Source organism: Roseospira navarrensis (assembly GCF_009601025.1).
Taxonomy (GTDB): Bacteria; Pseudomonadota; Alphaproteobacteria; order Rhodospirillales; family Rhodospirillaceae; genus Rhodospira; species Rhodospira navarrensis.
The window spans coordinates 120,174-138,843 of sequence record NZ_WIVE01000002.1 but is presented as its reverse complement, the minus strand read 5'-3'; the positions used below and the strand labels follow the sequence as shown (position 1 = coordinate 138,843).

Annotated in this window: 21 protein-coding genes and 2 tRNA genes; 6 read left to right on the top strand and 17 right to left on the bottom strand. The window is 69.2% G+C overall.

Annotated elements, in window-relative coordinates; all coding sequences use genetic code 11:
• Window positions 1-58: 58 nt before the first annotated feature.
• The 5 genes from GHC57_RS01880 to yajC form a co-directional block, all read right to left on the bottom strand.
• Window positions 59-135: transfer RNA gene (locus GHC57_RS01880), tRNA-Ile, on the bottom strand.
• 112 nt (window positions 136-247) lie between these two features.
• Entirely contained in the window at window positions 248-610 is a 363-nt protein-coding gene (locus GHC57_RS01875; protein ID WP_153340554.1) for an Mth938-like domain-containing protein, read from the bottom strand.
• A gap of 65 nt (window positions 611-675) precedes the next feature.
• On the bottom strand, window positions 676-1,653 hold the full coding sequence (gene secF, locus GHC57_RS01870) for a protein translocase subunit SecF (RefSeq protein ID WP_153340552.1): 978 nt from the start codon (window positions 1,651-1,653) through the stop codon (window positions 676-678).
• A 12-nt stretch (window positions 1,654-1,665) separates the two neighbouring features.
• Window positions 1,666-3,228, bottom strand: a complete 1,563-nt coding sequence (gene secD, locus GHC57_RS01865; RefSeq protein WP_153340550.1) for a protein translocase subunit SecD — start codon at window positions 3,226-3,228, stop codon at window positions 1,666-1,668.
• Window positions 3,229-3,268: 40 nt separating this feature from the next.
• Window positions 3,269-3,718 (bottom strand): preprotein translocase subunit YajC, encoded by a 450-nt coding sequence (yajC, locus tag GHC57_RS01860; protein ID WP_153340548.1) that lies wholly within the window; start codon window positions 3,716-3,718, stop codon window positions 3,269-3,271.
• A 365-nt stretch (window positions 3,719-4,083) separates the two neighbouring features.
• Between yajC and GHC57_RS01855 the strand changes: the two genes are divergently transcribed.
• Window positions 4,084-4,950, top strand: coding sequence for an ATP-binding protein (locus GHC57_RS01855; RefSeq protein ID WP_153340547.1), 867 nt, complete (start codon window positions 4,084-4,086; stop codon window positions 4,948-4,950).
• Between the two features lie 248 nt (window positions 4,951-5,198).
• Here the strand turns inward: GHC57_RS01855 and GHC57_RS01850 are convergent, their stop codons facing one another.
• The 7 genes from GHC57_RS01850 to GHC57_RS01820 form a co-directional block, all read right to left on the bottom strand.
• A complete protein-coding gene (locus GHC57_RS01850; RefSeq protein WP_343031074.1) occupies window positions 5,199-5,792 on the bottom strand; it encodes a MerR family transcriptional regulator in 594 nt (197 codons plus the stop codon).
• 38 nt (window positions 5,793-5,830) lie between these two features.
• Entirely contained in the window at window positions 5,831-6,148 is a 318-nt protein-coding gene (gene ihfA / locus GHC57_RS01845; RefSeq protein ID WP_153340543.1) for an integration host factor subunit alpha, read from the bottom strand.
• A gap of 298 nt (window positions 6,149-6,446) precedes the next feature.
• Entirely contained in the window at window positions 6,447-7,424 is a 978-nt protein-coding gene (locus GHC57_RS01840; RefSeq protein ID WP_153340541.1) for a beta-ketoacyl-ACP synthase III, read from the bottom strand.
• Window positions 7,424-8,485 carry a phosphate acyltransferase PlsX gene (gene plsX, locus GHC57_RS01835; RefSeq protein WP_153340539.1) on the bottom strand — a complete coding sequence of 354 codons (1,062 nt, stop codon included), beginning with the start codon at window positions 8,483-8,485 and terminating at the stop codon, window positions 7,424-7,426. The genes GHC57_RS01840 and plsX overlap by 1 nt, the downstream gene beginning before the upstream one ends.
• An 87-nt stretch (window positions 8,486-8,572) precedes the next feature.
• The gene (gene rpmF / locus GHC57_RS01830; protein ID WP_153340537.1) at window positions 8,573-8,755 is read right to left on the bottom strand and encodes a 50S ribosomal protein L32; all 183 of its coding nucleotides are present in this window, start codon (window positions 8,753-8,755) and stop codon (window positions 8,573-8,575) included.
• A gap of 240 nt (window positions 8,756-8,995) precedes the next feature.
• Window positions 8,996-9,592: a YceD family protein gene (locus tag GHC57_RS01825; RefSeq protein ID WP_153340535.1), complete on the bottom strand. Its 597-nt coding sequence runs from the start codon at window positions 9,590-9,592 to the stop codon at window positions 8,996-8,998.
• Window positions 9,593-9,600: 8 nt separating this feature from the next.
• Window positions 9,601-10,221 (bottom strand): ubiquinol-cytochrome C chaperone family protein, encoded by a 621-nt coding sequence (locus tag GHC57_RS01820; protein WP_153340533.1) that lies wholly within the window; start codon window positions 10,219-10,221, stop codon window positions 9,601-9,603.
• 182 nt (window positions 10,222-10,403) lie between these two features.
• Here GHC57_RS01820 and GHC57_RS01815 point away from each other — a divergent pair, with 182 nt between their 5' ends.
• Window positions 10,404-10,946, top strand: a complete 543-nt coding sequence (locus GHC57_RS01815; RefSeq protein WP_343031072.1) for an outer membrane protein assembly factor BamE — start codon at window positions 10,404-10,406, stop codon at window positions 10,944-10,946.
• Between the two features lie 254 nt (window positions 10,947-11,200).
• Here the strand turns inward: GHC57_RS01815 and GHC57_RS01810 are convergent, their stop codons facing one another.
• The 5 genes from GHC57_RS01810 to GHC57_RS01790 form a co-directional block, all read right to left on the bottom strand.
• On the bottom strand, window positions 11,201-12,139 hold the full coding sequence (locus tag GHC57_RS01810; protein ID WP_153340650.1) for a branched-chain amino acid ABC transporter permease: 939 nt from the start codon (window positions 12,137-12,139) through the stop codon (window positions 11,201-11,203).
• Window positions 12,140-12,155: 16 nt separating this feature from the next.
• Window positions 12,156-13,016, bottom strand: a complete 861-nt coding sequence (locus GHC57_RS01805; RefSeq protein WP_153340529.1) for a branched-chain amino acid ABC transporter permease — start codon at window positions 13,014-13,016, stop codon at window positions 12,156-12,158.
• Between the two features lie 9 nt (window positions 13,017-13,025).
• Window positions 13,026-13,730, bottom strand: a complete 705-nt coding sequence (locus GHC57_RS01800; protein ID WP_153340527.1) for an ABC transporter ATP-binding protein — start codon at window positions 13,728-13,730, stop codon at window positions 13,026-13,028.
• Window positions 13,727-14,599: an ATP-binding cassette domain-containing protein gene (locus GHC57_RS01795; RefSeq protein WP_170294622.1), complete on the bottom strand. Its 873-nt coding sequence runs from the start codon at window positions 14,597-14,599 to the stop codon at window positions 13,727-13,729. The genes GHC57_RS01800 and GHC57_RS01795 overlap by 4 nt, the downstream gene beginning before the upstream one ends.
• A gap of 235 nt (window positions 14,600-14,834) precedes the next feature.
• A tRNA-Val gene (locus GHC57_RS01790) sits at window positions 14,835-14,909 on the bottom strand.
• Between the two features lie 202 nt (window positions 14,910-15,111).
• Here GHC57_RS01790 and GHC57_RS01785 point away from each other — a divergent pair.
• From GHC57_RS01785 to GHC57_RS01770, 4 genes are all read left to right on the top strand, one after another.
• Window positions 15,112-15,999: an N-formylglutamate amidohydrolase gene (locus GHC57_RS01785; protein ID WP_153340525.1), complete on the top strand. Its 888-nt coding sequence runs from the start codon at window positions 15,112-15,114 to the stop codon at window positions 15,997-15,999.
• Window positions 16,000-16,099: 100 nt separating this feature from the next.
• Window positions 16,100-16,921: a lysozyme family protein gene (locus GHC57_RS19450; protein ID WP_246152064.1), complete on the top strand. Its 822-nt coding sequence runs from the start codon at window positions 16,100-16,102 to the stop codon at window positions 16,919-16,921.
• A gap of 388 nt (window positions 16,922-17,309) precedes the next feature.
• Window positions 17,310-17,627 (top strand): FtsB family cell division protein, encoded by a 318-nt coding sequence (locus GHC57_RS01775; RefSeq protein WP_153340523.1) that lies wholly within the window; start codon window positions 17,310-17,312, stop codon window positions 17,625-17,627.
• A gap of 80 nt (window positions 17,628-17,707) precedes the next feature.
• Complete coding sequence (locus GHC57_RS01770; RefSeq protein WP_170294621.1) at window positions 17,708-18,610, top strand: LysR substrate-binding domain-containing protein; 903 nt, start codon at window positions 17,708-17,710, stop codon at window positions 18,608-18,610.
• Window positions 18,611-18,670: the final 60 nt, after the last annotated feature.

Below are 18,670 nucleotides of genomic sequence, written 5' to 3'. Positions count from 1 at the left end.
CGAAAAAAGCGGGGCCATCAATGGGGCCTCGCTTTTTTCGTGGGGGTTCCGAAAGAACTGGTGGGCCCGGCAGGACTCGAACCTGCAACCAGACCGTTATGAGCGGCCGGCTCTAACCAATTGAGCTACAGGCCCGGGGGATCGGGCAGGGCACGCCGCGCGCGGCTCCGCTCCCGGGAGGAGCGAAACTGTATCCATTCACCCGGCGGGGTCAAGGGATTCGATGGGCGCGCGGCTGCGAGCGCAGCTAAACCGCCACCAGCGCCGCCGCCACGCGGCGGTCCTCGGCCAGCAGGACGTTGTAGGTGCGGCAGCCGGCCCCCGTGTCCATGGGCTCCGGCACGATGCCGTGATCCTTCAGCGTGCGCCGCAGGTTCGACGGCACCAGGGTCATGGACGGGCCGCACCCCAGGATCAGCACCTCCACGTCGTCGGCGGCCGCCAGCACGTCGGCGAGACCCTCTGCGCTGATCTCGCCGGACCACGGGTAGACCACGTCGGGAAACACGAGCACCGAGCCGGTGTGCTGCACGCCGCTGATGCGGAAGGCGCCGTCGCCGTAGGCCTGGACGAGTTGGCGGTGGCCGGGAACAAGGGGGGTGATATCCATCGCGGAGGCGTCTCGTCGGTCGGAGGGCGAGGGGAGGTCCTGACGTGGGCGCACCGCGCCCGCCGTCAACCCCCGGCCTTGTCGGCCGGTGCGGGCCCGCCGTCGGCGCCGGCCTCCGCCTCCGGGTCCTCGCCCGCGACGGCTTCGCGGCGGAGGTCGAAGTAGACCAGGATCGGCACCGCCACATAGACCGTCGAGTAGGTGCCGATGATGATGCCGAACGCCAGCGCGGCGCTGAAGTTGCGCAGCACGTCCCCGCCCAGGAACAGCAGTGACAGCACGGCGATCAACGTGGTCAACGAGGTCAGGATGGTGCGCGACAGGGTCTTGTTCAGCGCCAGATTGAGCAGGTCCACCAGCGCCAGTTTCTTGAACTTGCGCAGCTTCTCGCGCACGCGGTCGTACACCACCACGGTGTCGTTGATGGAGTAGCCGGCCAAGGTCAGCAGGGCGGCGACCGTGGTCAGGTCGAATTCCAGCCGCAGCACGGAAAACAGCCCGAGCGTAATCAGCACGTCGTGGATCAGCGCGACCATGGCGCCCACGGCGAACTGCCACTCGAACCGGAACCAGATGTAGACGACGATGGCCAGGATCGACAGCGAAACGGCCCAGATGCCCGCCTCGATCAGCTCGCCGCCCACCTTTGGGCCGACGAGTTCCACGCGCCGGTACTCCACGCTGTCGCCAAGCACGCCCTGAATGGCCTTCAGCGCGGCGCTTTCCTGCTCGTCCGTCGTGTCCTCGGGCTGCTGCACGCGGATCATGACGTCGCGGGCGTCCTCGCCGATATGGGTGAGCGACACCGCGCCCAGGCCCAGCCCGTTCAGCCTGTCACGCAGGGCGCCCATGTCGGGCTCGGCGGGCATCCGGGCCTCGACCAGGATGCCGCCGGCGAAGTCGATGCCGAAATTGAGCTGTTGCACGCCCAACGAGACCACCGCCGCGACCATGAGGACGACGGAGAGGACCAGGGCGTGCAGGCGCCGCTTCATGAAGTCGATCGAGGTGTCGACCGGAACCAGGTTAATCAGGCGGGGCATGGCGGCGGGTCCTCAGATCGGCAGGGCTTTGTGCTGGCCGCGGCGCAGCCAGGTGACGACCATCAGGCGGGTGACCATGACGGCGGTGAACATCGACGAGACAATGCCGATGCTGAGGGTGACGGCGAACCCCTTGACCGGGCCGGAGCCAAAGTAGAACAGCAGCCCGGCGGCGACCAGCGTGGTCACGTTGGCGTCGACGATGGCCTTGAAGGCCTGACGGAACCCGGTTTCGATGCTGTTCATCAGGGTGCGGCCGTTGCGGGCCTCTTCGCGCATGCGCTCGAAGATCAGCACGTTGGCGTCCACCGCCATGCCCATGGTCAGCACGATGCCGGCGATACCGGGCAACGTGAGCGTGGCCCCCAGCAGGCTGAGCGCCCCCAGCAGCAGGAACAGGTTGATGAACAGCGCCACCACGGCCATGCCGCCGAACAGGCCGTAGCTCGCGATCATGAACACGACCACCAGCACGAGGCCGAGCAGGCTGGCCAGCGCGCCGGCCTCGATGGAGTCGGCGCCGAGGCCGGGGCCGACCGTGCGTTCCTCCAGCACCGTCAGCGGGGCGGGCAGGGCGCCCGCGCGCAGCAGCAGGGCGAGGTCCTGCGTCTCCTGCACGGAGAACCGCCCGGAGATCACACCGGAGCCCCCCAGGATGGGCTCGCGGATCACGGGGGCGCTGATGACCTGACCGTCCAGCACGATGGCCAGGTTCTCGCCCACGTTCTCCTGGGTCACGCGCCCGAAGCGGCTGCCGCCGGCGGTGTCGAACCGGAAGCTGACGACGGGCTGGTTGTCCTGGAAGTTGGGCTGCGCGTCCACCAGCCGGTCGCCGGAGACCTCCACCCGCTTGCGCACGGCATAGCGGGGCGGACCGCCGGCGTTGTTCTCGGCCGCCGGCATGATCTCGGTGCCGGGCGGGGTCTGGCCGGCGTTCAGTTCCTGCGGCGAGACGCGGTCGTCCACCAGATGGAAGTTCAGCTTGGCGGTCCGGCCGATCAGGTCCTTGATGCGCTGCGGATCGTCCACGCCGGGCAGTTCCACGATGATCCGGGTCTGCCCCTGGCGCTGAATGGTCGGCTCGCGGGTGCCGGTCTCGTCCACGCGCTTGCGCACGATCTCGATGGACTGCTCCACGGCCTGGTTGCGCCGCTCCAGCATGGCCTCCTCGGTCAGGGCCATGACGAAGCGGCCGTCCGCCTCATCCGTGACTGTCACGGCGTCGTCCAGGTCCGCCAGCAGGCGCCCGGCCTCGTCCCGCTGGTCCACCTGCGGGATGGTGACCACCGCCGAGGTGCCCTCGACCCCCAGCCCCACATAGCGGATGCGGGCCGAGCGCAACTCGGCGCGGGCGCTTTCCACCAGGGCCTCCAACTGTTCGCGCACCACGACGTCGGTCTCGACCTCCAGCAGAAGGTACGAGCCGCCCTGGAGGTCCAGGCCCAGCGTGACGGGCTGCCACCAGGAGGGCAGGGTGTCGGCCTGGCCACGGATGGCGTTCGGCACGGAGAAGAACAAGCCGGCCAGGCAGATGGCCAGGACCAGCCCGATCTTCCATTTCGCGAAATACAGCATGGGAGACCTTCGGAGTAAGCGGACGGCGGACGCGCCGCGATCAGGACTTCTTGCCGGAGAGCAGACCCTTCAGCTTGCCGGCGGTGCCGCCGTTGCCGGAGCCCGACCCGTCATCGGGGCCCTGGCCGCCGTCCTCGTTCGCGGGCTTGCCCTTGGACTCGCCGCCGCCGGAGACCGGCTCGGTCTTGGACAGGACGTTGGCGATCATGTCGCGCATCACACGGACCCGGACGTTCTCGGCGATCTCGACGGAGACTTCCGTCTCGTTCACCACCTTGACCACGGTGCCGACGATGCCGCCGTTGGTCACGATCCGGTCGCCGCGCCGGATGGCCTCCAGCATGGCCTTGTGCTCCTTCATCCGCTTCTGCTGTGGGCGGATGAGAAGGAAGTAGAAGATCACGAAGATCAGGATCAGGGGCAGAAAGGCCCCCAGGCCCTCCATCGCGCCGCCACCGGCGGCCTGGGCATAGGCGGGGCTGATCAGCATCCCGGCGCTCCTTGAAACGGTGTGTCTGCGAAGGCGGGCGGCGGCGTCCTGCCCGCCCCGGCCTCCGGATGATCGGAGCCCGGACTATACTCATCCCGCGCCGCGTTGCAAACGCGACCGCATGGGACCGGCAGGGCAATCGGGTGAAGGCACGTTTGGCGACCTGCGAGACCTCGTAGGGCGGGTTCGCGCCGAAGGCGCAACCCGCCGCATCGCCGCCACGCGGCGGCGTGGCGACCACACGCCCTTTCAACCGATTGCCCTGATGGGACCGGCGTGATGGGGTCGGCTTGCCGCCTCCGGTCGCCATGATATGGTGCGCGCGCCCTGCCGACCCGTGCGATCAAGGATGGAGCGCCGTGTTCATGCCGAATTTCGATCTTGCGATCCGTGCCCTTCAGGACATCGCGGAGGCCCTGCAGCGGGCCGTGCCGGCGCGTCCGGCCGAAACCGATCTTCATGCCGCCGACGCCTTCGTCTGGCACGCCGACACGCCGCGGCTGGAGCCGGTGGCGCAGGTCAACCGCATCCCGCTCGCGCTGCTGCAGGGCATTGACCGCCAGATCGAGACCCTGGCCGAGAACACCCGGCGTTTCGCGCGCGGCCTGCCGGCCAACAACGCCCTGCTGTGGGGGGCGCGCGGCACGGGCAAGAGCTCGCTGGTCAAGGCGGTGCACGCGGCGGTCGCGGACGAGATGCCCGAAGCGCGTCTGGCGCTGGTGGAGATCCACCGTGAGGACATTCCCACCCTGCCCACGCTGCTGACCCGGCTGCGCGTCTCCGGTCGGCGCTGCCTGCTGTTCTGCGACGATCTGTCGTTCGACGGTCAGGACACCAGCTACAAGTCGCTGAAGGCCCTGCTGGAAGGCGGCATCGAGGGCCGCCCGGACAATGTGGTGTTCTATGCCACCTCGAACCGGCGGCACCTGCTGGCGCGGGACATGGTCGAGAACGAGCAGTCCACCGCGCTGCACGCCGGCGAGGCGGTGGAGGAGAAGGTCTCGCTGTCGGATCGGTTCGGCCTCTGGCTCGGCTTCCACAACGTGGACCAGCAGACCTTCGTGGACATCGTGCTGGGGTACGTCCGCCACCACGGGCTGCCCATCGACGAGGACACCGTGCGGCGCGAGGCCATCCAGTGGGCCACCACGCGCGGCAGTCGCTCGGGTCGCGTCGCCTGGCAGTACATCCAGGACCTGGCGGGCCGCCTGGGGCAGCCGTTGTCCGGATAGGGAGCAGGGCAACGGGCTCGGGTTAACGGGATTGATCCCGCTGCGATCCGCGACGGACTGGAGACCTGGGCTCGAGATCCTTCCGTCGCTTCGCTCCGTCAGGATGACATCCTATAATTTATTTGTCATCCTGAGCGCCCGAAAGGCGCGAAGGATCTCGAGAGCCAGACTGAACCCTGCGGACTGCGCAATCCCGTTAACCCCAGCCCGTTGCCCTGTGGCAAGGAGGGGGATCCAAGGTCCCGGTGTCAGCCCTCCGGGGGCGGGGTCGGCGCCCGCGCGGCGCCCATGGCCTGTCGCAGCAGGCCCTGGAGGGTCATCAACTCGTCGATGACGGCCGTGACGGTCTGGCGCTGGTCCGCGTCGAGGCCGGAGGGTCGGACCCCGGTGTCGATCTCATTGGCGGTCGATGCTGGCACGGCCTCCTCGGACCCGGGTCCCTCGTCGTCACCGGATGCCGAGTCGAGCGGCTCGCCCAGGGCGAGGCCAACCGGGCCCACCGGGCCGCCCTCGGCTTCGGCGCGCTCCTGGCGCTCCTGCACGGTGTTGACCAGGGCCTTGGCCCCGGAGTCGCGCAGCAGCTTCTGCACGCCCTTGATGGTGTAGCCTTCGCGGTACAGCAGGTCGCGCAGGGTGGTCAGCAGCACCACGTCTTCCGGCCGGTAGTATCGCCGGCCGCCGCCGCGCTTCATGGGCCGGATCTGCGAGAACTTGGTTTCCCAGAACCGCAGGACGTGCTGGGGAACATCCAGTTCGGCGGCCACCTCGCTGATGGTGCGGAAGGCGGCGTCGGATTTCTGCGTGCGCCGTCCGGCGCCCTCGCGGGCCTGCCCGTCAGCCACGGTCTTGTCCTTTCGATCGGGTACACTGGCCCCGGTCATCATGCACCTCCATGATCCTCTTGGGCCGCCGTGTTGATGCGGGACTTGAGAAGTTGGGACGGTCGGAACACCAGCACCTTGCGGGGCATGATGGGGACCTCCTCGCCGGTCTTCGGATTGCGCCCGATCCGCTGGCCCTTCTCGCGCACGGAGAAGCTGCCAAACGAGGAAATCTTGACGGTTTCGCCGCGCGCGAGCGCCTGCGACATTTCCGTCAGCACTGACTCGAGAAGATCGGCCGACTCGTTGCGGGACAAGCCAACTTCCTGATAGACCGCCTCGCTGAGTTGGGACCGCGTGATGGTTTGCCCGCTCATGTTCCGTCACCTTCTGTCCCGCGTCGGCCCGCCGGATCCATGGCGGGACTGTCGGGCCATTCTGGATGCCGACCGTCCCTGTGCGCCGCGACATGGCCACGACAGGACGGCCGTCGAGACCGTTCCGGTCGACCTGGGTCGCGCGCCTGTCCTGGGCGGAAACACGGGACCGTGGGGTCGGGCCGGCCAGATGAACTGTTCTCAAGAAACAGTACCGGGTCCCCGGAAAGCCGTCAATATCAGGGATTTGAAGGCGAGAGATTAAACCCCCGTCGGAGAAGTGCGGGCGGCCAGGAAGCTACAGGCGGATCAGGACCGAACCCCAGGTGAAGCCGCCGCCCATGCCCTCAAGCACCGCCAGATGGCCGGGACGAATACGGCCATCGCGGATGGCCTCGTCCAGGGCCAGCGGCACCGACGCCGCCGAGGTGTTGGCGTGCCGCTCCACCGTCATCACCACCTTGTCCAGGGGCAGGCCGACCTTGCGGGCCGTCGCCTCGATGATGCGCTGGTTGGCTTGATGGGGCACCAGCCAGTCGATATCCGTGGAGGACAAGCCGGTTGCGGTCAAAGCTTCATCCACCACTTCAGCCATATTGACCACGGCGTGGCGGAACACCTCGCGCCCCTGCATGCGCAGCAGGCCGGTGGTCTGGGTGGTGGACGGGCCGCCGTCCACGTGCAGCAGGTCGTGATGACGGCCATCCGCGTGTGCGTGGCACGACAGGATGCCCCGGTCGCTGCGCGGATCGCCGGCGGCGTCCTCGGCCCGCAGCACCACGGCGCCGGCGCCGTCGCCGAACAGCACGCAGGTGCCGCGATCCTGCCAGTCCAGGATGCGCGAGAAGGTCTCGGCGCCGATCACCAGGGCGGTGCGGGCCTGACCGGCGCGCAGATAGGAGTCCGCCGTGGTCAGCGCGAAGATGAACCCGGAGCACACCGCCTGCAGGTCGAAGGCCATGCAGCCGGCCGCGCCCAGGGCCGCCTGCACCTTGGTGGCGGTGGCGGGGAAGGTGTGGTCGGGCGTGGCCGTGGCCAGCACGATCAGATCCAGGTCGGCCGGGTCCAGCCCGGCCGAGTCCATGGCCGCGCGGGCGGCCGCGATGGCGAGGTCCGAGGTGCTCTCGCCCTCGGCGGCGAACCGGCGCTCGCCGATGCCGGAGCGCTCGCGGATCCACGCATCGGTGGTGTCCACGGTGCGCGCCAGCTCATCGTTGGTGACGATGCGATCAGGGAGACGGGACCCGCTTCCGATCAGGACGGACCGCTTGACCATCAGCCGTTCGCCGCCCGTTCCAGAGTGGCGGCGTCCAGGCCCGAGGCCCGCTGCACCTTGAGGAACTCGCCCCGGATGGTGTCATTGAAGCCGTTGGAGATCAGGTCCACCGCCACGCATACCGCGTTGGCGAACCCGAGGGCGTCCGTGCCGCCGTGCGACTTCACGGCGATTCCGTTCAGGCCGAGGAACATGGCGCCGTTGTAGCGGCGCGGATCGGCCCGCATGCGGACCTTGTTCAGGGCCGGGCGGGCCAGCAGATAGCCCACCTTGCTCATGACCGAGCTGCCGAAGGCCTGCCGCAGGAACGATGTGTACAGCTTCGATGTGCCCTCGATGGCCTTCAGGGCGACGTTGCCCGTGAATCCGTCGGTGGCGACCACATCCACCGTGCCCTTGCCGATGTCGTCGCCCTCGACGAAGCCCTCGAACCGGATCGGCAGCGAGCTTTCCCGCAGGACGGCCGAGGCCTGGCGCAGGGTGTCGGTGCCCTTCTGGTCCTCGGTGCCGATGTTCAGCAGGCCGATGGTCGGGTTGTCCAGCCCCAGCACGGTGCGGGCGAACACCTCGCCCATGATGGCGAACTGCACCAGATTGTCGGCGTCGCACTCGGCGTTCGCGCCCAGGTCCAGCATGACGCAGTCGCCGCGCTGGGTGGGCATCAGGGCGGCGATCGCCGGACGCTCGATGCCCGGCAGGGTCCGCAGCACCAGCTTGGCCATGGCCATGAAGGCGCCGGTGTTGCCAGCCGAGACCACGCCCGCGGCCTCGCCTTCCTTGACGGCCTGGATGGCGCGCCAAAGGCTGCTGTCGCGCCCGCGACGCACGGCCTGGGACGGCTTTTCGTCGCCGCTGACCACGCCGTCGGCGTGCCGCACCTCGCAGACCTGCTTCAACGTCTTGTGGCGGTTGACCACCGGGGCCAGCGACGCCTCGTTGCCATGCAGCAGAAACCGGACACGCGGGTGCCGTTCATGGGCAATGCGGATGCCCTTCAGCACCATGTCCGGCGCGTGATCGCCGCCCATGGCATCCAGGGAAAGTGTGAGGCTTTCGCTCAAAGGAACCCCATTCGCCGAGCTGGGTTGGGTGTGCCACGCCGGGTCAACACACGGAAGGATGGCATGCGCATCGCGCACGCCACCCGATCAGGCCGCTTCGGGATTGACGACCTCGCGGCCGTCGTAATGACCGCAGTGCGCACAGACATGATGCGGGCGCTTGAGCTCGCCGCAGTTGGCGCACTCGTTGTACGGGCCGTTGTTCACGGCGTGGTGGGAGCGACGCATGTTCCGCCGCGACTTGGAAGTCTTACTCTTGGGTACCGCCATGGGACTCGTCCAGGTTTCGGGGCAACGGGACGCCCGGACCCCACTGCGGCCGACGTCGAGTCGGCGCGGCGTGACGGCGGAGCCGCCGGGGGCTGCTGTTCGCCAAGGGATGTCCGGGCACGGGCCGGACTATGTAACGGAAAACGTATGCGCCCGCAAGCAGCCGGGCGGGGTGTTCTCGGCCTTTTTTGAGGGACATCCCGGAACGAGGAGTCCCGGGGGCCGCCGTCAGCCCCGCCGTCAGCCGTTATTCGTCCGCGTCTTCAGCGCGGCCAGCGCGGCGAAGGGGGAGGGGCGGTCGGCCTCGTCGCCGTCGGCCGGGTCCTCCGTCGGGCCCGCCGACACGGGTCCGTCCAACGCGGCGTCCGGCGCGCGGGGGTGCGGGTCCAGGGCGAGACCGAAGGCTTCCGCCAGCGCCTCACCCACGTCGATCAGGCCGTCCACGATCGGCTCGGGCGGATCGCTGTCGGCGTCCGGGTCGATGTCCACCGCCGCGCCCGCGTCCGCGTCGGTCTCCGCCTCGGCGGCGCTGGAAAAGCGCAGCCGGACGGACTCCGTCACCGTGCCGGGCAGGGGAGCCAGGGTCACGACGCAGGTCTGGACCACATCCGCCTCCAGCGTGCCGGACAGCTCCACCCGCACCACGCCCCGTTTCGCGCCGAGCGGGCGCAGCGTCACGGTGCCGTCCAGCCGGTCCAGGCGGTCCACGCCGAACCGCGCGGCCAGGGCCTCGCGTTCCCCGGCATCGGCGGCGATCTGGATCGACCGTCCCTCCGCCGGCAGCGGCTCGGCGGGAATGGGGCGGCTGAATTCGGGAGCGGGCAGGGGGCCGGACATCGGGAGCCTCAGGACAGTGCGGGTTCGGATGCGATCGGCAGGCCGGGATAGCGGGCGATGCCGTGTGACAGGTCGTCCCACGTCCAGGTGTCGGCCGTGGCCACCAGGGTGCGGACGTAGGTGGCGAGCGCGGCCAGCCCCTCCGGCGGGGCCGCGACCTTCTGATAGACGTTGCGGTCCAGCGCCTCGCGCAGGGTTCGGTCGCCGTCGTCGGCGTCCAGCCCGGCCTCGTAGCTGGCGACGCGGCCATAGAACGCCTTGGTCAGCTTCTTCATGCGCGACCCGATGCGCATGTCGCTGACCCCGGCCTCCCGCAGGTTGGTGTCCAGGTCGCGCAGCATGTGGTCGAACAGCGCCTGGGACAGGCCGCTGGCGTCGGTGTCGGCCTCGGCGCGGCCGGTGGCGGCGGCCTGCTCGTGGCTCAGGCGGCCCAGGGCGCGGAACAGCACGAAGGCATGCAGCACCAGCATGTCGTAGCGGCCGTCCAGGGTGTCGGGCACCTGCCAGTCCAGGTACATGGCCGGCTGGCGGGTCTGGCGGACGACCTCGCCGTACAGGGTTTCCACCGCGGCCCGCGCCTGGGCGCGGTCCTGGCGGTCTTGTTTGGTGCCGAACAAAAACTCAAGCATGGTCGGGTCGTTCCGCGGAGTGAGGGGGGAGAGCCGGGCGCGCCGGGCATGAGTGGCCCCGCCGCGCCCTTTCCAATGAAAACGCGGGTGATATATAAGGGGCCGGAGGGGCCGGCGCAAACGCGCCGGCCAACAGGACCGTGGCGCGGGCCCGGATGGCCCGCAGTGAGGGAGGTGAACGGGTGAGCGTCGAACCGGCAGATCGGCCCGGCTTCAGGCCGGCGGGCGGACGGGCGCGCCGTCGCGGGCTCTCCCGAGTGGGCACGGCCGTGGGCCTGGCGCTGGCGGGCGGCCTGCTGCTCGGGGCCTGTGCGCCCGACATCAACGCGCGCGGCAATGCCCCGACCGAGGAACGGCTGTCGCAGATCGAGCCCGGCAAGCAGACCCGCGCCGAAGTGGCCGCGTTGCTCGGCACGCCGTCCACCACCGCCACCTTCGATGACGAGACCTGGTACTACATCAGCGGCCAGACCAAGCAGTTCGCCGTTTTCGAGCGCGAGGAGCTGGCCCGGCGGGTGATCGCCATCCGGTTCGGGGCCGACGGCACGGTGGAAGACATGCGCGAACTGGGCCTCGCGGACGGCCGCGAGGTGGATGTGGTCTCGCGCGAGACGCCCACGCTCGGCAACGATCTGAGCATCATCGAGCAGCTTCTGGGCAACCTGGGCCGGTTCGAGGGCAGCAGCGGCAACCCGGCCACCACCCAGACGATTCCGGGGCTTTAGGCGGGACCCCGGGCCGGCGGTCTGGCATGGCAGAGTGCTCACGGTGACATGACCGCGCTTGCCGCTTCGTCGGCGCCCGGCTCTCGAGATCCCTCGTCTCGCTTCGCTCACTCGGGATGACACATAAACTTGCAGGATGTCATCCTGAAGCCGCGATGCGGCTGGAGGATCTGGAGCGCGGGTCTCCGACCCGTTGCGAACACTTGCAGCAGCGATCCCGTTACCCTGAACCTGTTGCCCTGGCCGGGACCGGATCAGCCCCTGCCGCCGCTTCCGTGCTCCGGCAGGATGCCCTGCGGCCGCGCGATCAGGATCACCTGAAGCAGCACCCCGATCAGCAGCACGCGCAGCGCGCCCGCCTGGGTGGCGTACTCGGCCCCGAGGGCGTCGGTGAGGAACTGGGTCGCCGACCACAGCACCCAGATGGCCAGCGCGCCCAGCAGCGCGCCCTTGTTGTTGCCGGCGCCGCCCGCGATCAGCATCACCCACACCAGGAACGTGCCGTACAGCGGCAGGAACGCTTCCGGGCTGATGAACCCGATGAAGTGGGCATAGAGCGCGCCGGCCATTCCCATCAGGCTGGAGCCGAACACGAACGCCTGCAGGCGGAAACGGGTGACGTCCTTGCCGGCGGCGCGCACGCCGTCCTCGTTCTCGCGAATGGCGCGCAGCACCCGGCCCCAGGGGGCGACGCGGGCGCGCTCCACCATCCAGAAGGCGAACACGACGAAGGCCAGCACCACGGCCAGGGAAATCAGCGGGCTGTTGGACTCCAGGGTCTCGACGAAGGGGCGGGGAATGCCCGGGATGCCGCGCACGCCGTTGGTCAGCCAGTCCTCGTTCTTGAGCGCGAGGCGGATGATCTCGGCGATGCCGATGGTGGCGATGGCCAGATAGTCCGAGCGCAGCCGCATGGTCACCCGGCCGATGGCCACCGCCACCAGGGCGGACGTGACCATGGCGCCGGCCACGCCCACCAGGAAGGGCAGGTCGAAGCCGCCCAGGTGCGCGTCGGTCGGGTTGGTGGTCAGGATCGCGCTGGTGTAGGCGCCGACGGCGAAAAACCCGGCGATGCCGATGTTGATCTGTCCGGTCAGGCCGAACTGCACGTTCAGGCCCAGCGCGAGAATGGCGTAGATGCCCGCCTGCGTCAGGAAGAAGACGCCGTAGGTGAGAAGGCCGTCCATCTCCATCACGGGGTTCCTCTCCTCACGGATTGCCTTTGAACAGGCCCTGCGGCCGTACGATCAGCATCAGCACCATCAGCGCGAAGGCGACGGCGGGCTTGTAGGTGGGGTTGATGACCATGGTGGACATCTCCATCGCCAGCCCGATGACCATGCCGCCGGCGATGGCGCCATAGGGGCGTCCGATGCCGCCCAGGATGGCGGCGGCGAACACCGGCAGCAGCAGCGACCAGCCCATGACCGGGTGCAGGCGGGTGTCCATGCCCAGGAAGATGCCGGCCACGGCGGCCAGCCCGCCGCCCACGGCCCAGGTCACCATGATGACCCGCTCCGACGGAATGCCGGAGACCAGCGCGAGATCCATGTTGTCGCTCATGGCCCGCATGGCCTTGCCCATCTTGGTGCGGGTCAGGAACAGGTGCAGCGCGATCACCAGCACCACCGCGCCCAGTACGATCCAGACGTGATCCGGCTTGATGACCAGATCACCCACGCGCCAGGGCATCTGGATGCCGCTGGCATACACCTCGTTGTGCGGTCCCCAGATCAACTGCACGACACTGCGCAGCGCGATGGCGATGCCGAACGAGGAAATGAGCAGGATGATCGGGGCGGCCTTGCGCAAATGTCGATAAACCGTCTGGTCGATGGCGATCGCCACCAGCGCCGCGCCCACGATCGCGAACGGCGCCGAGGCCCAGACCGGGAAGCCCAGGCCGACCACCAGCGAGAGCGCGAAATAGGCCCCCAGGGTCATCAGGTCGCCATGGGCGAAGTGGGCGAAGCGCAGGATGCCGAAGATCAGCGACACCCCGATGGCGCCCAGGGTCAGGATGCTGCCCAGCACCACGCCGTAGATCGCCAGCTGCAGAATCTCGGTCATGATCGGCCCTCAGCCCCCCAGGAACATTTCGGCCACGTCCTTGTTGGCCAGAAGGTTGGCGCCCGTATCGTCGATGCGGTTGCGCCCCATCGTCAGCACGTAGCCCCGGTCGCAGACCGCGAGCGCCTGCTTGGCGTTCTGCTCGACCATCAGGATGCCGATTCCGGCGGCGTTGATCTTCTGGATGCGCTCGAACGTCTGGTCGATGAAGATCGGCGACAGGCCGGCGGTCGGCTCGTCCAGCAGCAGCAGCTTCGGGTCCAGCATCAGGGCCCGGCCCATGGCCAGCATCTGGCGCTCGCCGCCCGACATGGACCCGGCCACCTGACCGCGGCGCTCGGCGAGGCGCGGAAAGAACGAGTAGATGCGCTCCATCTGGGGCCGGATGTCGTCGGTGCGGATGAACGCGCCCATTTCCAGGTTCTCCTCCACCGTCATGGAGGGGAAGACGTTGCGCTCCTGCGGCACGTAGGAGATGCCCTGGCGCACGATCTGGTCCGGCCGCAGCGGGGTGATGTCGCGCTTCTCGAACAGCACGGCCCCCTCGCGGATCTTCACCAGACCGAAGGCGGCTTTCATCAGCGTGGACTTGCCGGCGCCGTTGGGGCCGATGATGACGACGATCTCGCCCGGCTCCACCCGCAGGTCCACGCCGTGCAGGATGTCAGCGCCGCCGTAGCCGCCGGTGACGCCCTCGATGGACAGCAGGGTCATGGCCGCCACTCCTCGTCGCCGGAGTCATCCTCCGGGGCGCCGTCGGCCGCGTCGCCGTCCGGGACGCGCTTGCCCACGTCGTCTTCGGTCATGGCGGAGACCCCGCGCCCGGAGACGCCGCCGCCAAGATAGGCGTCCTGCACCTGCGTGTTGGCGCGGATGTCGGTCATCGGGCCCTCGGCGATCACCTGCCCCTGGGCCATGACCACCACCGGGTCGCAGAGCTGCGCGATCAGGTCCATGTCGTGCTCGATCAGGCAGAAGGTATAGCCGCGCTCCTGGTTCAGGCGGCGGATGGCATCGCGGATGTTGTTCAGCAAGGTGCGGTTGACGCCGGCGCCGGGCTCGTCGAGCAGCACCACCTTGGCGTCGATCATCATGGTGCGGCCCAGCTCCAGCAGCTTCTTCTGACCGCCGGACAGATTGCCCGCCAGTTCGTCCGCCACATGAGTGAGGTTCAGGAAGTCCAGAACCTCGTCCACCTTCTCGCGCACCGTCCGGTCCTGCCCCTTGACCTTGCCCCAGCGGAACCAGGCGTGGCCCAGGCTCTCGCCCGCCTGGCCGGGGGGCACGATCATCAGGTTGTCGCGCACGGTCATGCGCGAGAACTCGTGCGGGATCTGGAAGGTGCGCACCAGCCCCCGATGGAACAGGGTGTGCGGCGGCAGGCCGGTGACATCCTCGCCGTCCAGGACCACGCGGCCCTCGTCGGCGGTCAGGAAACCGGCCAGGATCGAGAACAGGGTGGTCTTGCCGGCGCCGTTGGGGCCGATCAGGCCGGTGATGCCGCCGGTCGCCACGGTGAAATGCACCGAGTCGACCGCGCGCAGGCCACCGAACGCCTTGGAGATGCCTTCGATCTGGATCACGGGGCGGGACCTTCCGTCGCGGCGGGGACGGGATTCGCGTTGCACTGGAGAGACTAGGCCGCAAACCGTTCCGGCCGCGCCACACCCCCCTCAAGGCGCGGGTGTGTACCCTAACGAAGCCCGCCCGGCAAGCCCCGGGGGAACCGGAGCGCGCACTCCATGGACGAACACGCGCGCGCACCGTCCACCGGCCACGGAAAAAGCCGCCAACCCAATGGGCTGGCGGCTTTTGGAATGGTGGGCGCGGCTGGGATTGAACCAGCGACCCCTACGATGTCAACGTAGTGCTCTCCCGCTGAGCTACGCGCCCGCCGTGGGGGTGTCTCCCCTGCGGAGGGCCGCTTATCTACTCCGGCCGGACGGCCAATGCAACCCCTTTGCGCACCGGATCGGGTGTCGGCGCAGGAACTTTTTCCCATCCTCCCGGAACCGCGCTACCATGAGCCGTAGGCCGTAACGTCCCCCTCACCCCGAGGCGGCTGGGTGTCGGGCCGCGCCCGAGGCGAATGTCCATGACAGGGATCGAAGAGATAGGCGGGCCCGGCGGAGAGCCCATCCGGATCCTGCGCCCCGCGCGGCAGAGCCGTCCGCTCGTGCTGGCGTCGCCCCATTCCGGGATGCGCTACCCGCGGGCGTTCCTGGCGCTGTCCCGGCTGCCGCTGTCCGACCTGCGGGCCAGCGAGGACTCGCACGTGGACACGCTGTTCCGCGGCGCGCAGCGCCTGGGGGTGCCGCTGCTCAGCGCCCTGTTCCCCCGCGTCTACGTGGATGTGAACCGCGAGCGGCTGGAGCTGGACCCGTCCATGTTCCACGATGCCCTGCCGCCCGAGACCCGCACGGAGTCGCCGCGCGTGCGGGCCGGCCTGGGCACGCTGCCCCGCCTGGCCGGGGAGGGCTATCACATCTACCGGCGCAAGCTGTCGTTCGTGGATGCCGAGCGCCGCCTGCGCGCGTGCTACGACCCCTATCATGCGGCGCTGCGGGACCTGATCGAGGCGACCCGGGCGCGGTTCGGCTATTGCGTCGTGCTGGATTGCCACTCCATGCCCAGCGCGGCGGTCGCCGAGCCCGGCCGGGGGGCGCTGCCGCCCGATATCGTGCTCGGCGACCGCGACGGGGCGTCGTGCGATCCGTGCGTGACGGCCGCCGCCGAAGCCGTGCTCTCGGCCGCCGGCCTGCGGGTGCGGCGCAACCAGCCCTATGCTGGGGGGTTCACCACCAGCCACTACGGCCGTCCGCGTCAGGGTGTGCACGTGCTGCAGCTCGAGATCAACCGCGCCATCTACATGGACGAGGCCACGCGGGAGCCGCACGCCGGCATGGCGCGTCTGGCCACGGTGCTGCCCGGTCTGGTGGGGGCCCTGGGCGCGCTGCCGGGCATGGCGCTGGCCGCGGAGTAGGGGCGTCCCGGCCGTTCCCGCCCTTCCTGGCACAGACGTTGCTTACCATCCGGTGTCCGGATCCGCCACGGCGGCGGGTCCCCCTGCCGGGTTCTCCGCGATGTCGAGTGTCTCCATCGCCCTCCGTCTGTTCCGCCGGGTCCTCGCGCGCCCCTCGCGCGTCGTGGTCCTGGGGCTGCTGGCCCTGGCCGTCGGGCTGCCTCAGGCCCCGGCCGAGGCGGAGCCGCTGGCGTCGGCCAGTCAGCTCTGCCTGGATCAGACCATGCGGCAGGAGCGGTTGACCGACATCCCCGCGCATGTGCTGACGGCGATTTCGATGGTCGAGTCCGGCCGCTGGGACGGCGCCCGGCAGGCAAGAGTTGCCTGGCCCTGGACGGTCACGAACGGCGGATCGGGCAAGTTCTTCCCGACCAAGGCCGAGGCCATCGCCCACGCCCGGGCGCTGCAGGCGCGGGGCGAATGGAACATCGATGTGGGGTGCATGCAGATCAACCTGCACTACCACGGCGATGCGTTCGCGACCCTGGAAAAGGCGTTCGAGCCCAAGGCCAATGTGGCCTATGCCGCCGAGTTCCTGATGAATCTGCACCGCGAGACCGGCTCGTGGACCCAGGCGGTGTCGCGGTATCACTCCCGGACTCCCCATTTGGCGGAACGCTACATGGGCAAGTTCCGCATCGCGTGGCGCGAGGCGGAGGAATTCGCGGTCGTCGCCAACCTGCCGCCGGTGACCGACATCAAGGCGGAGGCCGAGGCCATCGCGGCGGCGCGGGAAGCGGAACGGGCCCGGCTGCTGGCCGAGCAGGAAGCGGAGCGGGAGGCCGCGCGGGCCTATGCCGAGGACTGGCGCGCCGAGAAGGTGCGGGCCTGGCTGGCCCGGCGCGATGCGCGGGCCGAGGGCGAGGGCGACAATGCCTCGTGATCCGGATCGGCCATCCTCTCCCATCGGTCTTTTTGGATGCCTTTGGCAGGGCAAGGGCCCAGGTTAAGGGTATCGCTTCTGCAGGTCGTTTCAGTGGGTCGGAGACCTGCGCCCGAGATCCTTCAGCCGCTTCGCGGCCTCAGGATGACATCCTATAATTTTATTTTGTCATCCCGAGTGAGCGAAGCGAGACGAGGGATCTCGAGAGGCGTGCTCCGACGGTGCGGGGACAGCCGTCATTTCAACCTGAGCCCGTTACCCATGCCTTTGGTGTGTCTCTTGACAGGGTCGCCACGGAGTGAGTCCTCCGCGCCACACCCGGAAACATAGCGACTCGGCGGATTGGCTTGCTCTTGACAGGGCGACTCGACCCTGCCTGACTGGGCACATGTCGTCTTCCGCTCCCCAGCGCCGCCGGATCCAGTCCATCGCCGTGCCCCTGCTGGGCGTGGCGGTGCTGAGCTATTTCGGATACCACGCCATCCAAGGCGAGCGGGGGCTCATCCGGTGGTGGCAACTGCGCCAGGACATCCGCGTCGCCATGGACATGCGCGAGGATCTGGCGGCTCAACGCGAGGTGTTGGAGCGCCGCGTTCGTCTTCTGAAGCCCGAGCACCTGCATCCGGACATGCTGGACGAACGGGCCCGCGTGATGCTCAATCTGGTGGGGCCCGACGAAGTGGTCATCCTGCCACCCGGTGAGTGACACCGGGGCGTCCGGAGGCGCGCCATGGCCGATCCTGTCCCTCCCGAGCCGACCGGCTCCACGACAGCGGGGTGGGCGGCGTGCTGAGGAAATACACCTACCTCGTGGCGCTCGCCCGGGAGCGGCATTTCAGCCGCGCGGCGGCGGCCTGCCATGTTACCCAGCCCACCCTGTCCAACGCCATCCGCCAGCTTGAAGAGTCGCTGGGCGTGCCCATCGTGGAGCGCGGCCAGACCTTTCGCGGCTTCACGCCGGAGGGCGAGACCGTGCTGGCCCACGCCCGGCGCATGCTGGCCGAACAGGACGCCCTGACGCAGAGCCTGCGGGCGCGCGGCACGGGGCTGGCGGGCACGGCGCGCCTGGGCGTGATCCCCACCGCGCTGCCGGCGGTCGCCCCCCTGCTGGCGACGGTGGCGGCGCGGCATCCGGCCCTCCGGTTCGTGGTCCGCTCCCTCAGTTCGCGCGACATCGAACGGGGTCTGCACGCCTACGAGCTGGATGCGGGCATCACCTACCTGGACAACGAGCCGCTGCCGGCCGTCCGGCGCGTGCCCCTTTACACCGAAACCCCGCTGTTCCTGTGCCGGCGCGCGGCGGACGACCCGGAGCCCCCGGGCGAGGGCATTCCCTGGGCCGAGGCCGCCCGCCATCCTCTCTGCCTGCTGACCCCCGACATGCAGAACCGCCGGATCGTCGAGGCCGCGTTCCGCGCCGCCGGGGTGGCCGTGGACCCGGCGGTGGAGACCGCATCGCTCATCACGCTGTTTGCGCTGGTCCAGCAGGGGCCCTGGGCGAGCATCGCGCCGTCGTTGCTGCTCTCCACCATGCGGCCGGATCCGGCGGTGGAGGCCCGCCCGCTCGTGGCGCCGTCGATCCGGTATTCTGTCGGCCTCGTCTATGCCGACCGCGACCCGACCCCGCCCCTGGTCGCCGCGTTGGCGGCGGCCGCGGCCGGGATGTCGGTGCCCGACGGCCTGGGTTGACCCGGTTCCGTCTCTTGCGAGGGTTCGGGCGGACCGACTAGGCTTCCATCCTGGCACACG

What these genes read in the sequence shown, in the direction of transcription:
- GHC57_RS01820 (WP_153340533.1), bottom strand. Translation starts at nt 10,221, where the DNA reads ATGCTTGAGTTTTTGTTCGGCACCAAACAAGACCGCCAGGACCGCGCC.
- yajC (WP_153340548.1), bottom strand. Translation starts at nt 3,718, where the DNA reads ATGCTGATCAGCCCCGCCTATGCCCAGGCCGCCGGTGGCGGCGCGATG.
- GHC57_RS01800 (WP_153340527.1), bottom strand. Translation starts at nt 13,730, where the DNA reads ATGACCCTGCTGTCCATCGAGGGCGTCACCGGCGGCTACGGCGGCGCT.
- secF (WP_153340552.1), bottom strand. Translation starts at nt 1,653, where the DNA reads ATGCCCCGCCTGATTAACCTGGTTCCGGTCGACACCTCGATCGACTTC.
- GHC57_RS01875 (WP_153340554.1), bottom strand. Translation starts at nt 610, where the DNA reads ATGGATATCACCCCCCTTGTTCCCGGCCACCGCCAACTCGTCCAGGCC.
- GHC57_RS01855 (WP_153340547.1), top strand. Translation starts at nt 4,084, where the DNA reads ATGCCGAATTTCGATCTTGCGATCCGTGCCCTTCAGGACATCGCGGAG.
- ihfA (WP_153340543.1), bottom strand. Translation starts at nt 6,148, where the DNA reads ATGAGCGGGCAAACCATCACGCGGTCCCAACTCAGCGAGGCGGTCTAT.
- GHC57_RS19450 (WP_246152064.1), top strand. Translation starts at nt 16,100, where the DNA reads ATGTCGAGTGTCTCCATCGCCCTCCGTCTGTTCCGCCGGGTCCTCGCG.
- GHC57_RS01840 (WP_153340541.1), bottom strand. Translation starts at nt 7,424, where the DNA reads ATGGTCAAGCGGTCCGTCCTGATCGGAAGCGGGTCCCGTCTCCCTGAT.
- GHC57_RS01775 (WP_153340523.1), top strand. Translation starts at nt 17,310, where the DNA reads ATGTCGTCTTCCGCTCCCCAGCGCCGCCGGATCCAGTCCATCGCCGTG.
- GHC57_RS01825 (WP_153340535.1), bottom strand. Translation starts at nt 9,592, where the DNA reads ATGTCCGGCCCCCTGCCCGCTCCCGAATTCAGCCGCCCCATTCCCGCC.
- GHC57_RS01810 (WP_153340650.1), bottom strand. Translation starts at nt 12,139, where the DNA reads ATGGAGATGGACGGCCTTCTCACCTACGGCGTCTTCTTCCTGACGCAG.
- GHC57_RS01805 (WP_153340529.1), bottom strand. Translation starts at nt 13,016, where the DNA reads ATGACCGAGATTCTGCAGCTGGCGATCTACGGCGTGGTGCTGGGCAGC.
- secD (WP_153340550.1), bottom strand. Translation starts at nt 3,228, where the DNA reads ATGCTGTATTTCGCGAAATGGAAGATCGGGCTGGTCCTGGCCATCTGC.
- GHC57_RS01785 (WP_153340525.1), top strand. Translation starts at nt 15,112, where the DNA reads ATGACAGGGATCGAAGAGATAGGCGGGCCCGGCGGAGAGCCCATCCGG.
- rpmF (WP_153340537.1), bottom strand. Translation starts at nt 8,755, where the DNA reads ATGGCGGTACCCAAGAGTAAGACTTCCAAGTCGCGGCGGAACATGCGT.